The organism is Stenotrophomonas sp. Sm10 (assembly GCF_030985515.1).
GTDB classification, from domain to species: Bacteria; Pseudomonadota; Gammaproteobacteria; order Xanthomonadales; family Xanthomonadaceae; genus Stenotrophomonas; species Stenotrophomonas hibiscicola.
The window spans coordinates 43,494-61,697 of sequence record NZ_JAPTFO010000008.1 but is presented as its reverse complement, the minus strand read 5'-3'; the positions used below and the strand labels follow the sequence as shown (position 1 = coordinate 61,697).

Annotated in this window: 18 protein-coding genes and 1 pseudogene; 6 read left to right on the top strand and 13 right to left on the bottom strand. The window is 67.0% G+C overall.

All coding sequences use genetic code 11. The annotated features are described in order from the left end of the window. The first annotated feature begins 8 nt into the window (after positions 1-8). Positions 9-1,001: a Gfo/Idh/MocA family protein gene (locus O0J15_RS03945; RefSeq protein ID WP_164144577.1), complete on the top strand. Its 993-nt coding sequence runs from the start codon at positions 9-11 to the stop codon at positions 999-1,001. Positions 1,002-1,097: 96 nt separating this feature from the next. Here O0J15_RS03945 and hslU read toward each other — a convergent pair whose 3' ends face one another. The 8 genes from hslU to O0J15_RS03905 form a co-directional block, all read right to left on the bottom strand. Beyond that, a complete protein-coding gene (gene hslU / locus O0J15_RS03940) occupies positions 1,098-2,471 on the bottom strand; it encodes an ATP-dependent protease ATPase subunit HslU (protein WP_026347094.1) in 1,374 nt (457 codons plus the stop codon). Between the two features lie 106 nt (positions 2,472-2,577). Next, entirely contained in the window at positions 2,578-3,129 is a 552-nt protein-coding gene (gene hslV / locus O0J15_RS03935; RefSeq protein ID WP_005411093.1) for an ATP-dependent protease subunit HslV, read from the bottom strand. A gap of 85 nt (positions 3,130-3,214) precedes the next feature. After that, the gene (xerC, locus tag O0J15_RS03930) at positions 3,215-4,111 is read right to left on the bottom strand and encodes a tyrosine recombinase XerC (protein ID WP_308305111.1); all 897 of its coding nucleotides are present in this window, start codon (positions 4,109-4,111) and stop codon (positions 3,215-3,217) included. Positions 4,112-4,127: 16 nt separating this feature from the next. Continuing rightward, entirely contained in the window at positions 4,128-4,802 is a 675-nt protein-coding gene (locus O0J15_RS03925; RefSeq protein WP_019660702.1) for a DUF484 family protein, read from the bottom strand. Next, positions 4,799-5,650: a diaminopimelate epimerase gene (dapF, locus tag O0J15_RS03920; RefSeq protein ID WP_308305110.1), complete on the bottom strand. Its 852-nt coding sequence runs from the start codon at positions 5,648-5,650 to the stop codon at positions 4,799-4,801. Before dapF ends, O0J15_RS03925 begins: the two co-directional genes overlap by 4 nt. Further along, positions 5,643-5,915, bottom strand: coding sequence for a lipoprotein (locus tag O0J15_RS03915; protein ID WP_065178023.1), 273 nt, complete (start codon positions 5,913-5,915; stop codon positions 5,643-5,645). The genes dapF and O0J15_RS03915 overlap by 8 nt, the downstream gene beginning before the upstream one ends. Positions 5,916-5,997: 82 nt before the next feature. Continuing rightward, on the bottom strand, positions 5,998-6,423 hold the full coding sequence (locus O0J15_RS03910; RefSeq protein WP_019660705.1) for a YbaN family protein: 426 nt from the start codon (positions 6,421-6,423) through the stop codon (positions 5,998-6,000). A 54-nt stretch (positions 6,424-6,477) separates the two neighbouring features. Continuing rightward, positions 6,478-8,589, bottom strand: a complete 2,112-nt coding sequence (locus tag O0J15_RS03905; RefSeq protein WP_171952609.1) for a S9 family peptidase — start codon at positions 8,587-8,589, stop codon at positions 6,478-6,480. 205 nt (positions 8,590-8,794) lie between these two features. Here O0J15_RS03905 and O0J15_RS03900 point away from each other — a divergent pair, with 205 nt between their 5' ends. Then, positions 8,795-9,979, top strand: coding sequence for a pyridoxal phosphate-dependent aminotransferase (locus O0J15_RS03900; protein WP_164144581.1), 1,185 nt, complete (start codon positions 8,795-8,797; stop codon positions 9,977-9,979). Here the strand turns inward: O0J15_RS03900 and O0J15_RS03895 are convergent. Continuing rightward, positions 9,977-12,034 (bottom strand): annotated as a pseudogene (locus O0J15_RS03895) (prolyl oligopeptidase family protein); the annotation flags it as partial. The gene O0J15_RS03900 and the pseudogene O0J15_RS03895 overlap by 3 nt on opposite strands. 69 nt (positions 12,035-12,103) lie before the next feature. Further along, positions 12,104-12,430, bottom strand: coding sequence for a hypothetical protein (locus tag O0J15_RS03890; protein WP_021203893.1), 327 nt, complete (start codon positions 12,428-12,430; stop codon positions 12,104-12,106). 128 nt (positions 12,431-12,558) lie between these two features. Between O0J15_RS03890 and O0J15_RS03885 the strand changes: the two genes are divergently transcribed. Then, positions 12,559-13,161, top strand: coding sequence for a lipocalin family protein (locus O0J15_RS03885; protein WP_019660709.1), 603 nt, complete (start codon positions 12,559-12,561; stop codon positions 13,159-13,161). Between the two features lie 104 nt (positions 13,162-13,265). Here O0J15_RS03885 and O0J15_RS03880 read toward each other — a convergent pair whose 3' ends face one another. From O0J15_RS03880 to O0J15_RS03870, 3 genes are all read right to left on the bottom strand, one after another. Further along, positions 13,266-13,955 (bottom strand): methionine ABC transporter permease, encoded by a 690-nt coding sequence (locus O0J15_RS03880; RefSeq protein ID WP_019660710.1) that lies wholly within the window; start codon positions 13,953-13,955, stop codon positions 13,266-13,268. Then, on the bottom strand, positions 13,952-14,959 hold the full coding sequence (locus O0J15_RS03875) for a methionine ABC transporter ATP-binding protein (protein WP_021203891.1): 1,008 nt from the start codon (positions 14,957-14,959) through the stop codon (positions 13,952-13,954). Before O0J15_RS03875 ends, O0J15_RS03880 begins: the two co-directional genes overlap by 4 nt. A gap of 199 nt (positions 14,960-15,158) precedes the next feature. After that, positions 15,159-16,055: a DMT family transporter gene (locus O0J15_RS03870; RefSeq protein WP_019660712.1), complete on the bottom strand. Its 897-nt coding sequence runs from the start codon at positions 16,053-16,055 to the stop codon at positions 15,159-15,161. Positions 16,056-16,209: 154 nt separating this feature from the next. Between O0J15_RS03870 and O0J15_RS03865 the strand changes: the two genes are divergently transcribed. The 3 genes from O0J15_RS03865 (at position 16,210) to O0J15_RS03855 (ending at position 18,159) form a co-directional block, all read left to right on the top strand. Next, positions 16,210-16,692, top strand: a complete 483-nt coding sequence (locus tag O0J15_RS03865; RefSeq protein WP_049411069.1) for a YajQ family cyclic di-GMP-binding protein — start codon at positions 16,210-16,212, stop codon at positions 16,690-16,692. Positions 16,693-16,792: 100 nt separating this feature from the next. Then, positions 16,793-17,359 carry a DUF1415 domain-containing protein gene (locus O0J15_RS03860; protein ID WP_171952607.1) on the top strand — a complete coding sequence of 189 codons (567 nt, stop codon included), beginning with the start codon at positions 16,793-16,795 and terminating at the stop codon, positions 17,357-17,359. Then, a complete protein-coding gene (locus O0J15_RS03855) occupies positions 17,356-18,159 on the top strand; it encodes an SDR family oxidoreductase (protein ID WP_308305108.1) in 804 nt (267 codons plus the stop codon). Before O0J15_RS03860 ends, O0J15_RS03855 begins: the two co-directional genes overlap by 4 nt. The last annotated feature ends 45 nt before the right edge of the window (positions 18,160-18,204 follow it).

Sequence of the window (18,204 nt, the reverse complement as noted above, 5' to 3'; positions counted from 1 at the left end):
GCAGATCGATGATCCTGGACAACGTGGTGTGGGGCTTCATCGGGTGTGGCAGCGTCACCGAGAAGAAGAGCGGGCCGGCCCTGGCCAACACGCCAGGCTCACGGGTAGTGGCGGTCATGCGCCGCAATGCCGCATTGGCCGAAGACTATGCACGCCGCCACGCGATTCCGCGCTGGTACGCGGACGCCGATGCACTCATCGCCGATCCGGAGGTGAACGCGGTCTACGTTGCAACACCGCCCTCCACGCACATGCACTACGCATTGCAGGCGATTGCTGCAGGCAAGCCGGTCTACATCGAAAAGCCGATGGCCATGAACCACGACGAGTGCCAGCGCATCATCGCGGCCAGCGCCCGCAGCGGCGTGCCCGTGTTCGTGGCCTACTACCGCCGTGCCCTGCCCCGCTTCGCACAGGTGAAGCAGCTGCTGGACAGCGGCGCGATCGGTACGCCGCGCAGCGTGCGCGCCACCCTGCATCGGCCACATTCGGCGGCTGCCGCATCGCCGGACTTCTGGCGAACCAACTCCGCCATCGCCGGCGGCGGGCTGTTCGTCGACCTGGGCTCACACACGCTGGACCTGCTCGACCATCTGCTGGGGCCCCTGAGCGACGTGCGCGGCCTGGCCAGTTCGTTGACCGGCGCCTACGCCGCCGAAGACAGCGTCTCGATGTGCTTCCGCACCGGGGTGGGGGCGCACGGCATCGCGCAATGGAGCTTCTGCGCGTTCCGCCGACAGGACGAGGTCGAGATCACCGGCGACCTGGGGCAGCTGCGCTTTGCCACCTTCGAGGACGTTCCGGTGGTGCTGGAGACCGAAGCGGGCGTGCAGGCATTCGATATCCCGAACCCGCCATCGGTCCAGCAGCCGTTGATCGCCTCCGTCGTGGACGAACTGCGCGGCCACGGGCACTCGCCCTCGAACGGCATCAGCGCCGCCCGCACCAGTGCAGTGATCGACCAGGTACTGCAGGCCTACCGCGCCCGGCAATCGCGCTGAGCGCCAACGCAAAAGGCCGCCCTGCGGCGGCCTTTTCTGTTGCAGCGGATGGAGTCAGGGCCCTCGCCACGGCGAAGGATCCGACCTCGATGCGCATTACAGGATGTAGCGGCTCAGGTCCGGGTCCTGCACCAGCTCACCCAGGTGTGCATCGACGTAGGCGCTGTCGATGGCCAGGGTTTCTCCATCGCGGTCCGGTGCCTCGTAGCTGAGCGAATCCAGCAGGCGCTCCAGCACCGTATGCAGGCGGCGCGCGCCGATGTTTTCCTGGCGCTCGTTCACCTGGAACGCGATCTCGGCCAGGCGCTCGATGGCATCGGCAGTGAAACTGACCTTGACGCCTTCGGTGGCCAGCAGTGCTTCGTACTGCTTGGTCAGCGCCGCCTTCGGTTCGGTCAGGATGCGCACGAAGTCGCCCTTGCTCAACGCGCCCAGCTCAACGCGGATCGGGAAACGGCCCTGCAGCTCCGGAATGAGGTCGCTGGGCTTGGCCAGGTGGAACGCGCCCGACGCGATGAACAGGATGTGGTCGGTCTTGATCGTGCCGTACTTGGTGGACACGTTGGAGCCTTCCACCAGCGGCAGCAGGTCGCGCTGCACGCCTTCGCGGGAGACATCGCCACCGCCCACGTTGTCGCCGCGCTTGGCAACCTTGTCGATCTCGTCGATGAAGACGATGCCGTGCTGCTCGCAGGCCTCGATTGCCGCAGTGCGGATATCGTCCTCGTTGACCAGCTTGCCGGCCTCTTCCTCGATCAGCAGCGGACGCGCGGCCTTGATGGTCAGCGTGCGCTTGTGCGCCTTCGCGCCGCCACCCAGGTTGGCGAACATCGACTTCAGCTGCTGGCCCATTTCCTCCATGCCCGGCGGGGTCATGATGTCCATGCTGACATTGGCCGCCAGGTCGAGCTCGATCTCACGCTCGTCCAGCTCACCGTTGCGCAGCATCTTGCGGAACTTGATGCGGGTCTCGTTGTCCTGCGCCGACGGTTCGTTGCGGGCGACTTCAGGATCGAAACCGATGCCGCCGCTACGACGCGGCAGCAGCGCATCGAGGATGCGGTCTTCGGCGCGTTCTTCGGCCTGGGTACGCACGCGCACCTTGGCCTGTTCGCGATAGAGCTTGACCGCGGTGTCGGCCAGGTCGCGGATGATCTGCTCGACGTCCTTGCCGACGTAGCCCACTTCGGTGAAGCGCGTGGCTTCGACCTTCACGAACGGCGCGTTGGCCAACGTAGCCAGGCGGCGCGCGATCTCGGTCTTGCCGACGCCGGTCGGGCCGATCATCAGGATGTTCTTGGGCATCACTTCATTGCGAAGCTCCGGCGCCAGCTGCATGCGGCGCCAGCGGTTGCGCAGGGCGATGGCCACGGCACGCTTGGCGTCGTGCTGGCCCACGATATGCCGGTCCAGTTCCTGCACGATCTCGCGCGGGGTCATGGTGGCGGAGGATACTTCGATCTTCGACATGGATGTGCTCACGAATTCGTTGTCTACGATGCCGGAACCGAACGGCCCCGGACGGTAGCGCCGGGCCATGCCCGGCGAATCTGGAATGTCTGTGACGGGTTCCCCGTCACAGCTCCTCGACCACCACGTTGCGGTTGGTGTAGATGCAGATGTCGCCGGCGATGCCGATCGCTTCACTGGCAATCGTGCGCGCATCCAGTTCGGTATGTGCCATCAGCGCGCGCGCGGCCGACAGTGCATACGAGCCACCGGAGCCGATGGCGATGATGCCGTCCTCGGGTTCGATCACATCGCCGGTGCCGCTGATGATCAGCGAGGTTTCCTTGTCAGCCACGGCCAACAGGGCTTCAAGCTTTCCGAGGCGGCGCTCGGTGCGCCAATCCTTGGCCAGCTCGACCGCAGCGCGCTGCAGCTGGCCGTGCTTTTCCAGCTTGGCCTCGAACAGCTCGAACAGGGTGAAGGCATCGGCGGCGGCACCGGCGAAACCGGCCAGCACCTGGCCGTCGCGGCCAAGGCGGCGCACCTTGCGTGCATTGCCCTTCATCACGGTGTGGCCCAGCGTGACCTGGCCGTCGCCGGCAATGGCCACGTGCTCGCCGCGACGGACGCAGACGATGGTGGTGGCGTGGAAAACGTTGGGGTTCTGACTGGGGTCCATGATGCCTCCGGGGTGACAGAACCAGAGGTGGGGACTGCGCTGCGCCCTTCAAGCCACCCGCGACCGGCCGCCGCAGGGGCAACGTTCAGCTTTCTCCGCTGCCCTCGCTGCTGCGTCGGCGCTTCGCGCGCGGGTGCGCGGCGTCGTAGACCTTGGCCAGGTGCTGGAAATCGAGGTGGGTATAGATCTGCGTGGTGGCGATGTCGGCATGGCCCAGCAGCTCCTGCACACCGCGCAGGTCGCCGGACGATTCGAGAATATGGCTGGCGAAACTGTGCCGCAGCATGTGCGGATGCACATGCTTGAACAGGCCCTGGCGCTGCGCCAGCTGGCGGATGCGGATCTGCACCGCGCGCTGGCTGATCGGCCCGTTGCGGCCAGGAAACACCGGCGAGGCCGGGCCGCCACCACTTTCGGCACGCCACGCCTGCAGCGCTTCGCGTGCGGGCCTGCCGAACGGCACCCGGCGCTGGCGGTTGCCCTTGCCCAGCACGTTGACCAGGCCGCTGGCGAAATCCAGGTCGCGCCAGGTCAGTGCGCAGACTTCGCTCAGGCGCAGGCCCGAGGAGTAGAACAGCTCCAGCAGCGCGCGATCACGTCGGCCGAGTTCACCTTCCGGTTCAAGCTCGACCAGCTGTACGGCTTCGTCGGCATCGAGCACCTGCGGCAACCGGCGCGGTGCGCGCGGTGCCTTCAGCGTCGCTGCAGGGCTGACCTCGATGCGGCCGTGCTTGAGCAGCCAGGCATAGAAGGTGCGGCAGGCCGACAGGCGGCGCTGCAGGCTCTTGGCCGACAGGCCGCGGCGATGCTCGTCGGCCACGAACTGGCGCAACGCATCGGCATCGAGTGCCTCCACGGCTACGCCACGCGGCTCGGCCCAGGCCGACAGCGCGTCCAGGTCGCGGCGGTAGGCGTCGAGTGTGTGCGCCGACATCCGCCGCTCCACCTGCAGATGCTGCAGGAACGCCTGTACCGCGCTCATCGCCGTCGTGCCCTGCTCAGCTCGGGAAGCGCTTCAGGCCAGTGGCCAGGGCGTCGCCCATCATGCGCAGGAACAACGTGCCCATGCCCGGGTAGAAACGGTTCGGATCATGGCTGCCGACCGCGATCAGGCCAACCCCCGGCAGCGGCAGCAGCGCGGTGGTCTGCACCTCCTCGCTGCGCGCGCCGTACAGCACGGCGTTCTTCTCCGGCTGCAGGCGGCCGCAGATCGGCTCGCCGTCCTTCAGGCAGTCGCGGAACGGGCCCAGTTGCGGATCATCGGCGGCGATCACCTGCAGCCAGTCGGCCTGTTCCAGCCCGGCCACCGGCGCATGCACCACCAGCCGCACCAGGTCGCCGGCGAAGTCTTCCTGCAACGAAGCGGCCATCGCACGCAGAGTGTCGGCCGCATTGTCCTGCTTCATCAGTGCCAGGGTCAGCTGATGCGTGCGCACCGCCAGCCGCTCGTTGACCTGGGCGGTCGCGCCCAGGTCGGCCAACCGTCGCGCCAGCTCGCGGTTCTTCTCGCGCAGCACTTCCAGCTGGTAGCTGGCCAGCGATGCGGTCGGGCCGTCATCGCGCGGCACCACCAGGGTCAGGGCCAGGTCCGGGAACTGCTTGAGGAAGCCGGGATGTCGCCGCAACCAGGCGGCGACTTCATGGGCCCCGAGCTTGTCGACGGTTTCGCTCATGCCATCCACTCCCCTTCGAAGACGAATGCGGTCGGGCCCGCCATCACCACCGGCTGGCCATCGCCCGGCCACTGGATGCACAGGTCACCTCCGGGCAGGCTGATGCGCGCATCGCGCTGCAGGCGGCCGCGCTGCATCAGGGTCACGGCGGCGGCGCAGGCGCCGCTGCCGCAGGCCAGGGTCTCGCCGACACCGCGCTCGAACACGCGCAGGCGGGCGTGGGCCGGGCCCATCACCTGGGCGAAGCCCACGTTCACCGAGCGCGGGAACGACGCGTGCTGCTGCAGCAGCGAACCCACGCGTTCAACCGGAGCGGCATCGATCAAGCCCACTTCGATCACCGCATGCGGGTTGCCCATCGACACCGCAGCAAAGCGCACGCTCTCGCCCTGCAGCGGCAGCAGGTATTCCTCGCGCGGGTGGGCGAAGCCCATCAGCGGCACGTTGGCCGGCTCGAAGGCAGGCACGCCCATCGTCACCGCAAACTGCCCTTCGCCCAGCACCTTCACCTCATGGCTGGCCAGCGGGCTGTCGATGACGAACGCATCGCCCTGCGCACTCCCTTGGCGCACCAGCCAGGCCGCGATGCAGCGCGCGCCATTGCCGCACTGCTCGGAATTGGAACCGTCGGCGTTCCAGATGCGGTACGAGGCCACCGAGCCTTCCGCACGTGGCGCCTCGATGGTCAGGATCTGATCGCAGCCGACGCCGGTGTGGCGGTCGGCCAGGCGCGCGGCCAGTTCAGGCGTGGGCGGCGCAGTACCGTCACGCAGGTCGATCACTACGAAGTCATTGCCCGCGCCATGCATCTTGCTGAAGCGCAAGGCCTTGGAACCGGCCTTACTCATTCCCGCTGCCCGCCTTCTTCGCTGGCGCGGGTGCCGGCTGAGTGGTCGTTGCAGCCGGGTCGACGGTCGTGGTGGGGGCAACGGCGCCCTGGGCCTCCGCCGGGGTCGCCTCGGTGGCGGGCTCGGCAGCGGGTTCGACGGTTTCCTCCACCGGCACCGGCTTCTGCGGCAGTACCAGCGGGCCCTTGTTGCCGCAGGCGGCGAGGAGCAGCAGCGAGGCCGCTGCCAGCGGAATCAGGATGGCGTTTCGATGGGGGATCTTCATGCCCCGAGTATAGCCATTGGCGGCTGAGCGGTTGGTGCAGGGAATCGGGTTGCCGGCCAGCGGCCGGCACTACCGCAGGCGCTCAATCCTCGGGAGGCGGAAGCGGCCGCGTCCACAGCCAGATCGCCACCACGGTCATGCTGCCGATCGAGAACCACTTCACCCAGGCAATCGGTACGCACCACAGCATGATGGCGGCGCATACCGCCATGGTGATCGTGGCCATCCACTTGCCGTAGCGGCTGACCGCCCCGTGTGCCTGCCAGTTGGCGATGGCCGGGCCGAAGCGTGGATGCTGCAGCAGCCAGTTGTGCAGGCGCTCGGAGCCACGCGAGGCGGCCCAGGCCGAAATCAGGATGAATACGGTGGTCGGCAGGCCCGGCACGAAGATGCCGACGATGCCGGTGCCGAGGCTGACATACGCCAGCAGCCACCACGCCCAGCGGAAACGCACCACGCGCGGAGGCGTGGCGGCATCGCGAGGGGCGGAAGGATCTGGCGCGCTCATGGCCGCAAGGATACCGGTTCAGGGTGCCAGGCAGCGCCCGGCACCCTGTCGCGATCACGGCTGGGCGATGCCCAGCTGCTGCAGCACGAACGCGTACGACTCGGACAGCTCGCGGTAGCGCTGGAAGCGCCCCGACTTGCCGCCGTGGCCGGCTTCCATGTTGGTGCGGAACAGGATCGGGTAGTGGCCGGTGTTGTCGTCACGCAGCTTGGCCACCCACTTGGCCGGCTCCCAGTACTGCACCTGCGAATCCCACAGGCCGGTACCCACGAACAGCGCCGGGTACGCCTGCCGCTTCACGTTGTCGTAGGGCGAGTAGGACAGCATGTAGTCGTAATACTGCTTCTGTTCCGGGTTGCCCCACTCGTCGTACTCATTGGTGGTCAGCGGAATGGTCGGGTCGAGCATGGTGGTGACCACGTCGACGAACGGGACCTGCGCCACCATCACCCGGTAATCCTGCGGGGCCTGGTTGGCCACCGCGCCCATCAGCAGGCCACCGGCGCTGCCACCGGACGCAGCGACGCGATCCTTCGCCGCCCAGCCCTGTGCGACCAGGCCGCGGGTGACGTCGATGAAGTCGTTGAAGGTGTTCTGCTTGTGCAGCAGCTTGCCGTTCTCGTACCAGTCGCGGCCCATTTCCTGGCCGCCGCGGATGTGGGCGATGGCATACACCACGCCACGATCAAGCAGGCTTACCGCGGTCTGGTTGAAGTACGGATCCATCGACATGCCATAGCTGCCATAGGCGTACTGGAACAGCGCGCCCTTGCCGTCCTTCTGGTAGCCCTTGCGGTAGACCAGCGACACCGGCACCTTCACGCCATCACGTGCGGTGATCCAGACGCGGTCGGTTTCGTACTTCGACGCGTCATAGCCGATCACCGGCTGCACCTTCAGCTGGCGGCGCTCACCGGTGGCGGTGTTCAGTTCGAACACGGTGGTGGGGGTGGTCATCGAGGTGTAGACGTAGCGCAGCCAGGGCGTATCGGCCTCGGTGTTGTCGCCCAGGCCCATCGAGTACGCTGGCTCATCAGCCTTCACGTAGTCGCTGCGGCCATCCTTGAACAGCAGGCGGATGCGTTCCAGGCCCTCGGAGCGTTCGGCGATGGCGGTGTAGCCATCGAACAGTTCGAAGCCTTCGATGAACACCGCATCGTCGTGCGCGATCCAGTCCTTCCATTGCGCACGCGAAGTGGCATCGGTCGGCGCAGTGACCAGCTTGAAGTTCTTCGCGCCGTCGTTGGTGCGGATCACCCAGCGGCCGTCGTAGTGGTCGGCATCGTACTCGACGTCACGCTGGCGAGGGGCCAGCACGGTGAACGTGGTCGGGTCGCCGGCCGGTGCGTAGCGCTCTTCCGAGGACACGGTGCTGTGCACGCCGATGGTGATGAAGCGATCATCGCGGGTGCGGCCGATGCCCATGTAGAAGCTGTCGTCCTTCTCTTCGTAGACGACGGTGTCGGCGCTGGCTGGAGTGCCCAGCACGTGCTTCTTCACGCGCACGGTCAGCAGCGTTTCCGGATCGTTCTCGACATACAGCACGGTGCGGTTGTCGTCGGCCCAGACCAGGTCGCCGGAGCTGCCGGTGATCACATCGGGCAGCACCTTGCCGGTGGCCAGATCCTTGAAGCGGATCGTGTACTGGCGGCGGCCCACATCATCCTCGGCCCAGGCCAGCAGCTGGTTGTCCTGGCTCACTTCCATCGAGCCGACGCTGAAATAGCCCTTGCCGGCGGCCATGGCGTTGACGTCCAGCAGGATCTCCTCGGCGGCCTCCATGCTGCCCTTGCGGCGCGCGTGGATCGGATAGTCCTGGCCGGTCTCGAAGCGGCTGTAGTACCAATAGCCGCGCTCACGCGCCGGCACGCTGGAATCATCCTGCTTGATGCGGCCGACGATCTCCTTGTACAGGGTGTCTTCGAGCGGCTTGAGCGGCGCCAGCACCTGGTCCGCGTAGGCATTCTCGGCCTGCAGGTAGGCCAGCATGTCCTTGTTCTCGCGCTTGTCGTCGCGCAGCCAGTAATAGTCATCGTTGCGGGTCGCGCCGAACGGCGCCTTGACCACATGCGGATGCTTGGCGGCATCCGGCGGAACAGGCGGAGTGGCGGCGGTGGCAGTAGTGGTCATCAGGCTGGCGAGCAACAGGCAGAGAGTGGATTTCATGTAGTGGGGTTCCTTGAACTGCAATGCAATGGCGTCCTTGTGCCCGAGTCTGGGTTGCAGGAGGGCTGCGGGCAACCCTGCGGATCGTCATGGGGAGTGCCGGCCGCTGGCCAGCAACCTCACGAACCCGGAGACGGTCGGAATGCCGGCCGGCGGCCGGCACTACCACAACGCATGACCCAGACGCGCGGCGTACCATGGGCACATGAGCACCCTGCCCCACACGCCGGGCTACAGCCGGCGCAGCCATGAAATCGCTCCATTCCACGTGATGTCCCTGCTGGCCCGCGCACAGGCGCTGGAGCAGGCCGGCCACGATGTGATCCACCTGGAAATCGGCGAACCGGACTTCACCACCGCCGAACCTGTCGTGCGCGCCGGCCAGGCCGCATTGGCCGCCGGTCATACCCGCTACACCGCCGCACGTGGCCTGCCGGCTCTGCGTGAGGCCATCAGCGGCTTCTATCGCAGCCATTACGGGCTGGATATCGACCCTGAACGCATCCTGGTCACACCGGGTGGGTCCGGTGCGCTGCTGCTGGCCAGCAGCCTGCTGGTCGATCCCGGCCGCCACTGGCTGCTGGCGGACCCCGGCTATCCGTGCAACCGCCACTTCCTGCGCCTGGTGGAAGGCGGTGCGCAACTGGTACCGGTCGGGCCGGAGACCGCCTACCAGCTGACCCCGTCACTGGTGGAACAGCACTGGGATGCCGACAGCGTCGGCGCGCTGGTCGCCTCACCGGCCAACCCGACCGGCACCGTGCTTTCCGCCGACGATCTGGCCGCACTGTCGCAGGCCCTGCACGCGCGGGGCGGCCACCTGGTGGTGGACGAGATCTACCACGGCCTCACCTATGGCCTGGATGCGCCCAGCGTGCTGCAGGTGGATGACAGCGCGTTCGTGCTGAACAGCTTCTCCAAGTATTTCGGCATGACCGGCTGGCGGCTGGGCTGGCTGGTGGCACCGCCGGCCGCGGTACCGGACCTGGAGAAGCTGGCGCAGAACCTGTACATCAGCGCCTCGAGCATCGCCCAGCATGCCGCCCTCGCCTGTTTCAGCGAGGAATCGATGGCGATCTTCGAACAGCGCCGCGACGCGTTCCGCCAGCGTCGCGACTTCCTGCTGCCCGCACTGCGTGAGCTGGGCTTCCGTATCGAGGTCGAGCCGCAGGGCGCGTTCTACCTGTACGCAGACGTCAGCGCGTTCACCGACGATGCGCAGGCGTTCTGCGCCCACTTCCTGGAAACCGAGCATGTGGCATTCACGCCCGGGCTGGATTTCGGCTTCCATCGTGCCAACCAGCACGTGCGCCTGGCCTATACCCAGGAAGTGCCGCGATTGCAGGAGGCGGTGGAGCGGATCGCGCGTGGGTTGAAGCATTTCCGGTAGCGCCGACATGTGTGCGGCCTGCGCGTTGTTGGCGGCGCCGCCGTGGCCACCTTCGATGTTCTCGTAGTAGGTCACGTCCTTGCCGGCGTCGATCATCTTCGCCGCCATCTTGCGGGCATGGCCCGGATGCACGCGGTCATCGCGGGTGGACGTGGTGAACAGCACCGGCGGGTACTTCTTCTTCGCATCGAACAGGTGGTACGGCGAGAAGGTCTTGATGAACTCCCAGTCGCTGGTATCCGGGTTGCCGTACTCGGCCATCCACGATGCGCCTGCCAGCAGGTGGTTGTAGCGCTTCATGTCCAGCAGCGGCACCTGCACCACCACCGCACCGAACAGCTCCGGGTACTGGGTCAGCATGTTGCCGGTCAGCAGGCCACCATTGCTGCCGCCCTGCACGCCCAGGTGCCTGGCGCTGGTGATCTTGCGCTTGACCAGATCGCGCGCCACCGCGGCCATGTCTTCATAGGCCTTGTGGCGGTTCTGCTTCAGTGCCGCCTGGTGCCAGCGCGGCCCATACTCGCCACCACCACGGATGTTGGCGACCACGTACACGCCGCCCTTTTCCAGCCAGGCGCGGCCCATGCCACCGGAATAGCTCGGGGTCAGCGAGATCTCGAAGCCACCGTAGCCGTACAGCAGGGTCGGATTGGAACCGTCCAGCTTCATCGCCCGATCGTGCACAACGAAGTACGGCACGCGGGTGCCATCCTTGCTGGTGGCGAAGTGCTGCTCGATCACCTTGCCCTTGGCATCGAAGAAGGCCGGCATGGTCTTCAGCGTTTCCGGGGGCTGGCCGATCTCGGCCAGCGCCAGCGTGGTCGGGGTCAGATAGTCGGTGGCCGTCAGCCACACCGCGTCGCTGTCATTGCTGTCGACCGCAGCCACGCCCAGCGTGCCGAAAGCCGGTGCACCAACGAAGCGGCTGGTCTGCCAGCCATTGGCGCCCGGCGTCAGCACCGACAGGCGGTTCTTGACGTCGTCCAGCACGTTCAGCACCAGATGGTTCCTGGTCCAGGTGGCGCTGGCCAGCGAGGTGGTCGCGGTCGGGGTGAACAGCACGTCGAACTCGCGCTTGCCGGCCAGGAAGTCATCCAGCTTGGTGGCCAGCAGCGAACCGGACGCATAGGTCTTGCCCCCGACAGTCCACGGATCACGCAGCTCCAGGGTCAGCCATTGCTTGTGCAGGCCCTTCTCGGCCGAATTCGGCGCGTCGATCTTGGTCAGCGTGCCATCGTCACCGCGCAGGTAGATCTCGTTGTTGTAGAAGGCGAGCGTGCGGCTGACCAGGTTGCGTTCGAAGCCCGGAGTGTCATCGTGCGTCGCCGCGATGTACATGTCTTCCGGCTTGCCTTCGTACACCGTCGTGGCCGAGGCCATCGGAGTGCCACGCTTCCACAGCTTGGCCACGCGCGGGTAGCCGGAGGTGGTCATCGAGCCGGCACCGAAGTCGGTGTAGACGAACACGGTATCGCGGTCGATCCAGTTGAGGCCGCCCTTCGACTCCGGACGGAAGAAGCCATCCTTGATCCAGGTCTTGTTGGCCAGGTCGAATTCGCGGGTGACGTCGGCATCGGCGCCGCCGCGCGACAACGCGATCAGGCAACGGCTGTAGTCCGGGCGCAGGCAATCGGCGCCGTGCCAGACCCAGTTCTCACCCTCGGCCTTGTTCAGTGCATCCAGGTCGAGCACGGTTTCCCACTGCGGCGAGGCCTTGCGGTATTCGGCCAGGGTGGTGCGTCGCCACAGGCCACGCTCGTGCTGCTGGTCCTTCCAGAAGTTGTAGTAGTAGTCGCCGATCTTCTGCACGGCGGGAATCTTGGCATCGGAGTCGAGCACCTCGCGGATGCTGGCTTCCATCTGCTTGAATGCCGGGGTCTGCGCAAGGCGCGCCTCGGACTTGGCGTTCTGTTCCTTGACCCAGGCCAGCGGCTTGTCGCCGGTTACGTCTTCGAGCCAGGCGTAACGGTCGGTGTCTTCAGCGGCCACGGCGGTCCCCGCCGAGGCAGCGGTCATCATGCCAGCCAACAGGCAGGCGGAAGCGAATCGTGACATTGCAGCTCCAGGCAGTCATAAGCCTTGGAACGCTAGCATGGATCACCGCTGTCGCCCCCGTGTCGAAGGTCAGGCCGCGGCGGTGGCGCCGCGACGGCGGCGGGCCGCACCGCCACCGCGTCGGTCCGCCTGTCCACCGGTGTGACGCGCCCGCCGCAGCCACGACAGGCGCGGCAACGGGAAGCGCAGCAGCGCCCACCAGGCCACCAGCGGCATGCCCACCAGCCACATCGGCAACCAGCCCAGCCACGCGCTGCTACCACGCGCGGCCGGCCAGACCAGGACCAGTGCCACACCGGCCAGGGCCAACTGCCGCACGCTGCGCAGCAGGCGCGGGTCGGCACGTTCAAGGCTGACGCGTTCAGCTGCAGGGCGACGGACGGAACGTGCGTTCATGGGGCTTCTCCGGTAGACAGTGCAACACAGCTTGGTCAATGCCCTTCTCAAAGGCTGCGACACCATTGACGGATCGCGCACGCTCAGTCGACCATGCTCACGCAAAGCCCTCCTGAGCCCGCTCCCGCATGACTTCGATCCGCCCGCTCTGCGCCATGCTCTTGGCCCTGTCCCTGGCGGGCCCCGCCGTGGCCGCCAGCGAGCCGCCATCGCCCCGTGCCAGCGCCCCACGCGTCGCCGACCCGGATGCGCCGATCGACCTGAAGCGCTTCATGGGTACCTGGTACGTGATTGGCCGCGTGCCGAACTTCGTCGAGCGCGGCCATGTGGCCAGCGTCAACGAGTACGAACTGCGCGACGCGCACAAGGTCGGCATCACCTACCGCTATCGTGATGGCTTCGGCGAACCCCTGCAGGAGATCCGCGCACGCGCCAGTGTCGACCCGGACAGCGGCAATCACGGCTGGCGCACCTGGTTCTATCGCGTGGTGCCCACCCATTCACGGGTGCTGGAAGTAGCACCGGATTATTCCTGGGCACTGATCGGCTACCCGGGCCGCGAGATGGCCTGGATCTTCTCGCGCACACCGGACATGGACAAGGGCCTCTACAAGGAACTGGCCGAGCGCCTGCGTGACGAATACGGGGTGAACACCGACAAGCTCAAGCGTGTGCCACAGCGCCCGGAGCAGGTCGGCAAGCTGGGTTACGAAGTACCCAACGTGCGTTGAGAGAGCGCCGGGCGCAGATGTAGTGCCGGCCGCTGGCCGGCAGCTCGGGCACACCTGGAGCAGCGCATCGTTGCCGGCCAGCGGCCGGCACTATCTGAGGCGGGCTACTTGCGGGTGTAGTGCGCGACCAGGCGGTCGCCGAGCATCTGCAGCAGCTGCACCAGGATCAGCAGCACCACCACGGTAACCAGGGCCACGTCGGTGCGGTTGCGCTGGTAGCCTTCGCGCAGCGCCAGGTCGCCCAGGCCGCCGGAACCGATCGCGCCGCCCATGGCAGTGAAGCCAACCAGAGCAACGGTAGTGACCGTGGCGGCGGCAATCAGGCCCGGCCGCGCCTCGGGAAGCAGCACCCGGGTGACCAGTTGCCAGGTGGTGGCACCCATCGACTGCGCGGCCTCGACCACGCCGCGGTCCACTTCGCGCAGCGCGGTTTCCACCAGGCGCGCGTAGAACGGCGCCGCACCGATGACCAGCGCCGGCAACGTGCCGAGCACGCCGATCGACTGGCCCATCAACCACAGCGACACCGGGATCAACACCACCATCAGGATGATGAAGGGTACCGAACGCAGCAGGTTCACCACGATCGCCAGCGCGCCATAGACCAGTGGCCGGCGTTTCATCTGCGGCGCGCCGAACACGTACAGCAGCACGCCCATCGGCAGGCCGATGGCCAGGGTAAGCGGCAGCGAGCCGGCCATCATCAGCAGCGTCTCGAGGGTGGCCTTGCCGATATCCACCCACTTGTCCGCATCCAGGTGGCGGAAGAAGCCGCCGGCAGTAGCGATGATCATCGACGCAGTTCCTCAACGTGCACGCCGGCGGCCACGAACGCCGCCTGCGCGGCGGACTGGTCACCGCCCACCAGGGCGACGACCAGCTGGCCATACGGGGTGTCCTTGATCCGGTCGATACGGCCGGACAGGATGTTGTAGTCGACCCCGGTCTGCCGCGCGACGCTGCCGAGCAGGGGTTCGTAGGTGTCGCCACCAAGGAACGTCAGCCGCACGATGCGGCCACCGACGGCATCGAAATCGCGATGCAGCGCACCTTCGTCCATGTGCTCCGATTCGCTGACGAAACGGCGCGTGGTCGGATGCTGTGGATGCAGGAACACCCGGGTGACCGGCCCGGTCTCGACCATCTGGCCGGCGTCGAGCACGGCGACGCGGTCGCAGACGCGGCGGATCACGTCCATCTCGTGGGTGATCAGCACGATGGTCAGGCCCAGCTCGCGATTGATCTTCGACAGCAGCGACAGCACCGATGCCGTGGTCTGCGGATCGAGCGCACTGGTGGCCTCGTCGCACAACAGGATCTGCGGACGCGTTGCAAGTGCGCGGGCAATGCCGACGCGCTGCTTCTGGCCACCGGACAGCTGCGCCGGATACTTCTGCGCATGCGCTTCCAGGCCAACGGTCTGCAGCAGCTCGACCACGCGTGCGTCGATCTCCGCCTTCGGCGTGCCGGCCAGCTCCAGCGGGAAGGCGACGTTGCCGGCCACCGTGCGCGAAGACAGCAGGTTGAAGTGCTGGAAGATCATGCCGATGCGCCGGCGCAGCGCGCGCAGGCCGTCCGCGTCCAGTGCGGTGACATCCTCGCCACCGATCAGCAGACGCCCACCACTGGGTTCTTCCAGGCGGTTGATCATGCGGATCAGCGTCGACTTGCCGGCGCCGGAATGGCCGATGATGCCGAATACCTCACCGGCCTCGATGGTCAGGTCCAGCGGCTGCAGCGCGCTCACTGCGCGGCCGGCAACGGCATAGGATTTGTGCAGGCGCTGGAACTCGATCACGGGCGTGGCTCACCGGCTGGGTGACGGAAGGGGGCGTGCAGCCTACCAGCGCAGGCGGTCGCGCGCCCGCGCCATGGGCCAGAATGTTATTCCTTTTGGTTCTAAGCCGCTGCCCACGGTAGCGCCGGCCGCTGGCCGGCACCTGCAGCGGTCCCTCCGGCGCGAGGGGTTGCCGGCCGCCGGCCGGCCCTACCCCGGCTCAGGGGTGGTCCAACGGCTTCGGCGGCTCCTGCCGGTTCACCCGCTCGCGATGCAGCAGGTACAGGCCGGACGCAACGATGATCGCCGCCCCCACCCAGGTATAGCCATCGGGCAGCTGGCCCCAGAACGCCAGGTCCCAGCCGATCACCCAGACCAGCCCGCTGTACTCCAGCGGCGCGATCATCGAGGCCTCGCCCAGCTGGAAGGCCCTGGTCAGGGCGATCTGGCCCAGCGCTCCGGCCAGGCCCATGCCGCCGATCAGCGGCGCATGTGCCAGTTGCAGTGGCACCCAGCCGGGTAGGGCCAGCAGGCCGGCACCGATGGCCATGATCACCAGGAACCAGACCACCATCGACTGCGAGGTATCGGTGCGGGTCAGCAGGCTGACCGTGATCGCGGCTACGGCATAGGCGGTGGCCGCGGCCAGCACCATCAGCCCAGGCACCGAAATGAAGCCGTCCACGCCCGGCCGCAGCACGACCAGCACGCCGACCAGGCCGATGCCGATGGCTACCCAGCGCCGCGGCCCGACCCGTTCGCCCAGCAGCGGCACCGACAGCGCAGCGATCAGCAGCGGGGCGACGAAATAGATGGTGTAGGCAGTGGACAGCGGCAGGTCGCGCAGGGCGAACACGAAGCAGCCGATCATCGCCATGCCCAGCGCACCACGCAGCAGGTGCAGCCCCCAGCGGCGCGGCACCAGTGAACGCGGCCCGGCGCTGGCCAGCACCCAGACCAGCACGAACGGCAACGAGGCCGCGCCGCGCAGGAAGGTCACTTCCAGGGTGGGATAGCTGGCCGACAGCTGTTTCATGCCGGCGTCCATCAGCGAGAAACAGGCGACCGCAGCGACCATCCAGGCCACCGCGCGCGAAGGGGAGCGTTGCACGTTCATGGCCCATTATCGCCCGGTCGTCGCTTTCTGTAGAGCCGAGCCCACGCTCGGCTGCTCTTCACAAAGCAGCCGAACGTAGGCTCGGCGTTACAAAGGGCGGGCATAGGGCCCTCGCGATAGAATGGCTGCCACTGAATCCTGCGGAGCATCGCCCATGCCTTCCTTCGACGTCGTGTCCGAAGTCGACACCCACGAACTGACCAACGCCATCGACCAGGCCAACCGCGAACTGGCCACCCGCTTCGATTTCAAGGGCGTGGATGCCAAGTTCGAGCGCGATGGCGATGTGATCAACCAGTTCGCGCCGACCGAGTTCCAGCTCAAGCAGATGAACGACATCCTGCGTGCACGCCTGGCCGCGCGCGGCATCGATGTGCTCAGCCTGGAGTTCGGCGACATCGAGACCAACCTGGCCCAGGCCCGGCAGAAGATCACCGTCAAGCAGGGCATCGAGCAGAAGGTCGCCAAGAAGATCGCTGCTGCGCTGAAGGAGGCCAAGCTGAAGGTTGAAAGCCAGATCAATGGCGACAAGCTGCGCGTGCAGGGCAAGAAGCGCGATGACCTGCAGGACGCCATCGCCGTGCTCAAGGCCGGCAAGTTCGAGCTGCCGCTGCAGTTCAACAATTTCCGCGATTGATCTGGCCGCCGGGCATGGCCCGGCGCCGGCACCTGCGGTGCGACGGCGCGTTGCAAGCGACGCGCCTACAATGTCCGCCCCGCCAGCCGACGTGCCCGCCATGACCGACGCCCAACTGCCCACCGAGGACCCGATCGCCGCCACCCGCCTGTGGCTGGAACGCATCGTCATCGGCCTGAACCTGTGCCCGTTCGCCAAGGCGGTGTATGTGAAGGACCAGGTCCGCATCGTGCTCAGCGATGCGACCACGACGGAAGCCCTGGTTGAGCAGCTGGCCGAGGAACTGGTCCTGCTGCGCGATACGCCGGCCGAGCAGATCGATACCACGCTGATCGTGCATCCGCAGGTGCTGACCGATTTCCTCGACTACAACGACTTCCTCGACAACGCCGATGCGGCGATCGAGGCACTGGACTTGCAGGGCATCCTGCAGGTGGCCAGCTTCCATCCGGGCTACCAGTTCGAAGGCGTGGCGCCGGGCGATGCCAGCAACTACACCAACCGTGCGCCCTTCCCCACCCTGCACCTGCTGCGCGAAGACAGCGTGGCGCGCGCGGTGGACGCGTTCCCTGATCCGGACGTGATCGTCGAGCGCAACATCCAGACCTTGGACCGTATCGGCGTGGACGGCTGGCATCGCCGCCTGCGTGGCGAAGACCTGTCGTGAGCACGGTGCCGCCGATTGCCGCTTGGCCGGCCGCGCCGCTGTCGGGCAAGGTGGTGCTGGTCACCGGCGGCGCCAACGGCATCGGCCGTGGCATCGCCCAGTGCGTGCTAGGTGCAGGTGGCCGCGTGTTGATCGGCGACCTGGACGTGGAAGCCGGCCAGGCCTGCCTGCGCGAGTGGCAACGCGGTGAGGACGCCGCATTCCAGCACCTGGACATTACCGACGAAGCCAGTGTGCGCGACTTCATTGCCACGGCCCTGCAGCGTTTTGGTCGCATCGACGGGCTGGTCAACAGCGCGGGCATCGCCGATGCGCACGGCTCGCGGCTGCAGGACATGGACTGGGATGAATGGCAGCGCCGCCTGTCGTCGCTGCACGGCGCTTTCCTGTGCAGCAAGCACGCGTTGCCGGCGCTGACAGCCAGCGCCGCCGGCGCCATCATCAACATCGCCTCGACCCGCGCCTGGCAATCCGAAGCGCACAGCGAGGCCTATGCGGCGGCCAAGGGTGGCCTGGTGGCCTTCACCCATGCGCTGGCGATCAGCGCCGGCCCGGCGGTGCGGGTGAACAGCATCAGCCCGGGCTGGATCGGCACCAGCGAGTGGCAGGCACCCTCACGGCGACACGCGCCGGAGTACTCGGCCATCGACCACGCACAGCATCCGGTCGGCCGGGTCGGCCACCCCGAGGACATCGGCGCGCTCGCGGTATACCTGCTGTCGTCGCTGTCCGGCTTCAGCACCGGCCAGGATTTCATCGTCGACGGCGGCATGACCCGGAAGATGATCTACGCCGAATGACCCACCACCGGTAGTGCCGGCCTTGGCCGGCGTTCCGGTAGATCC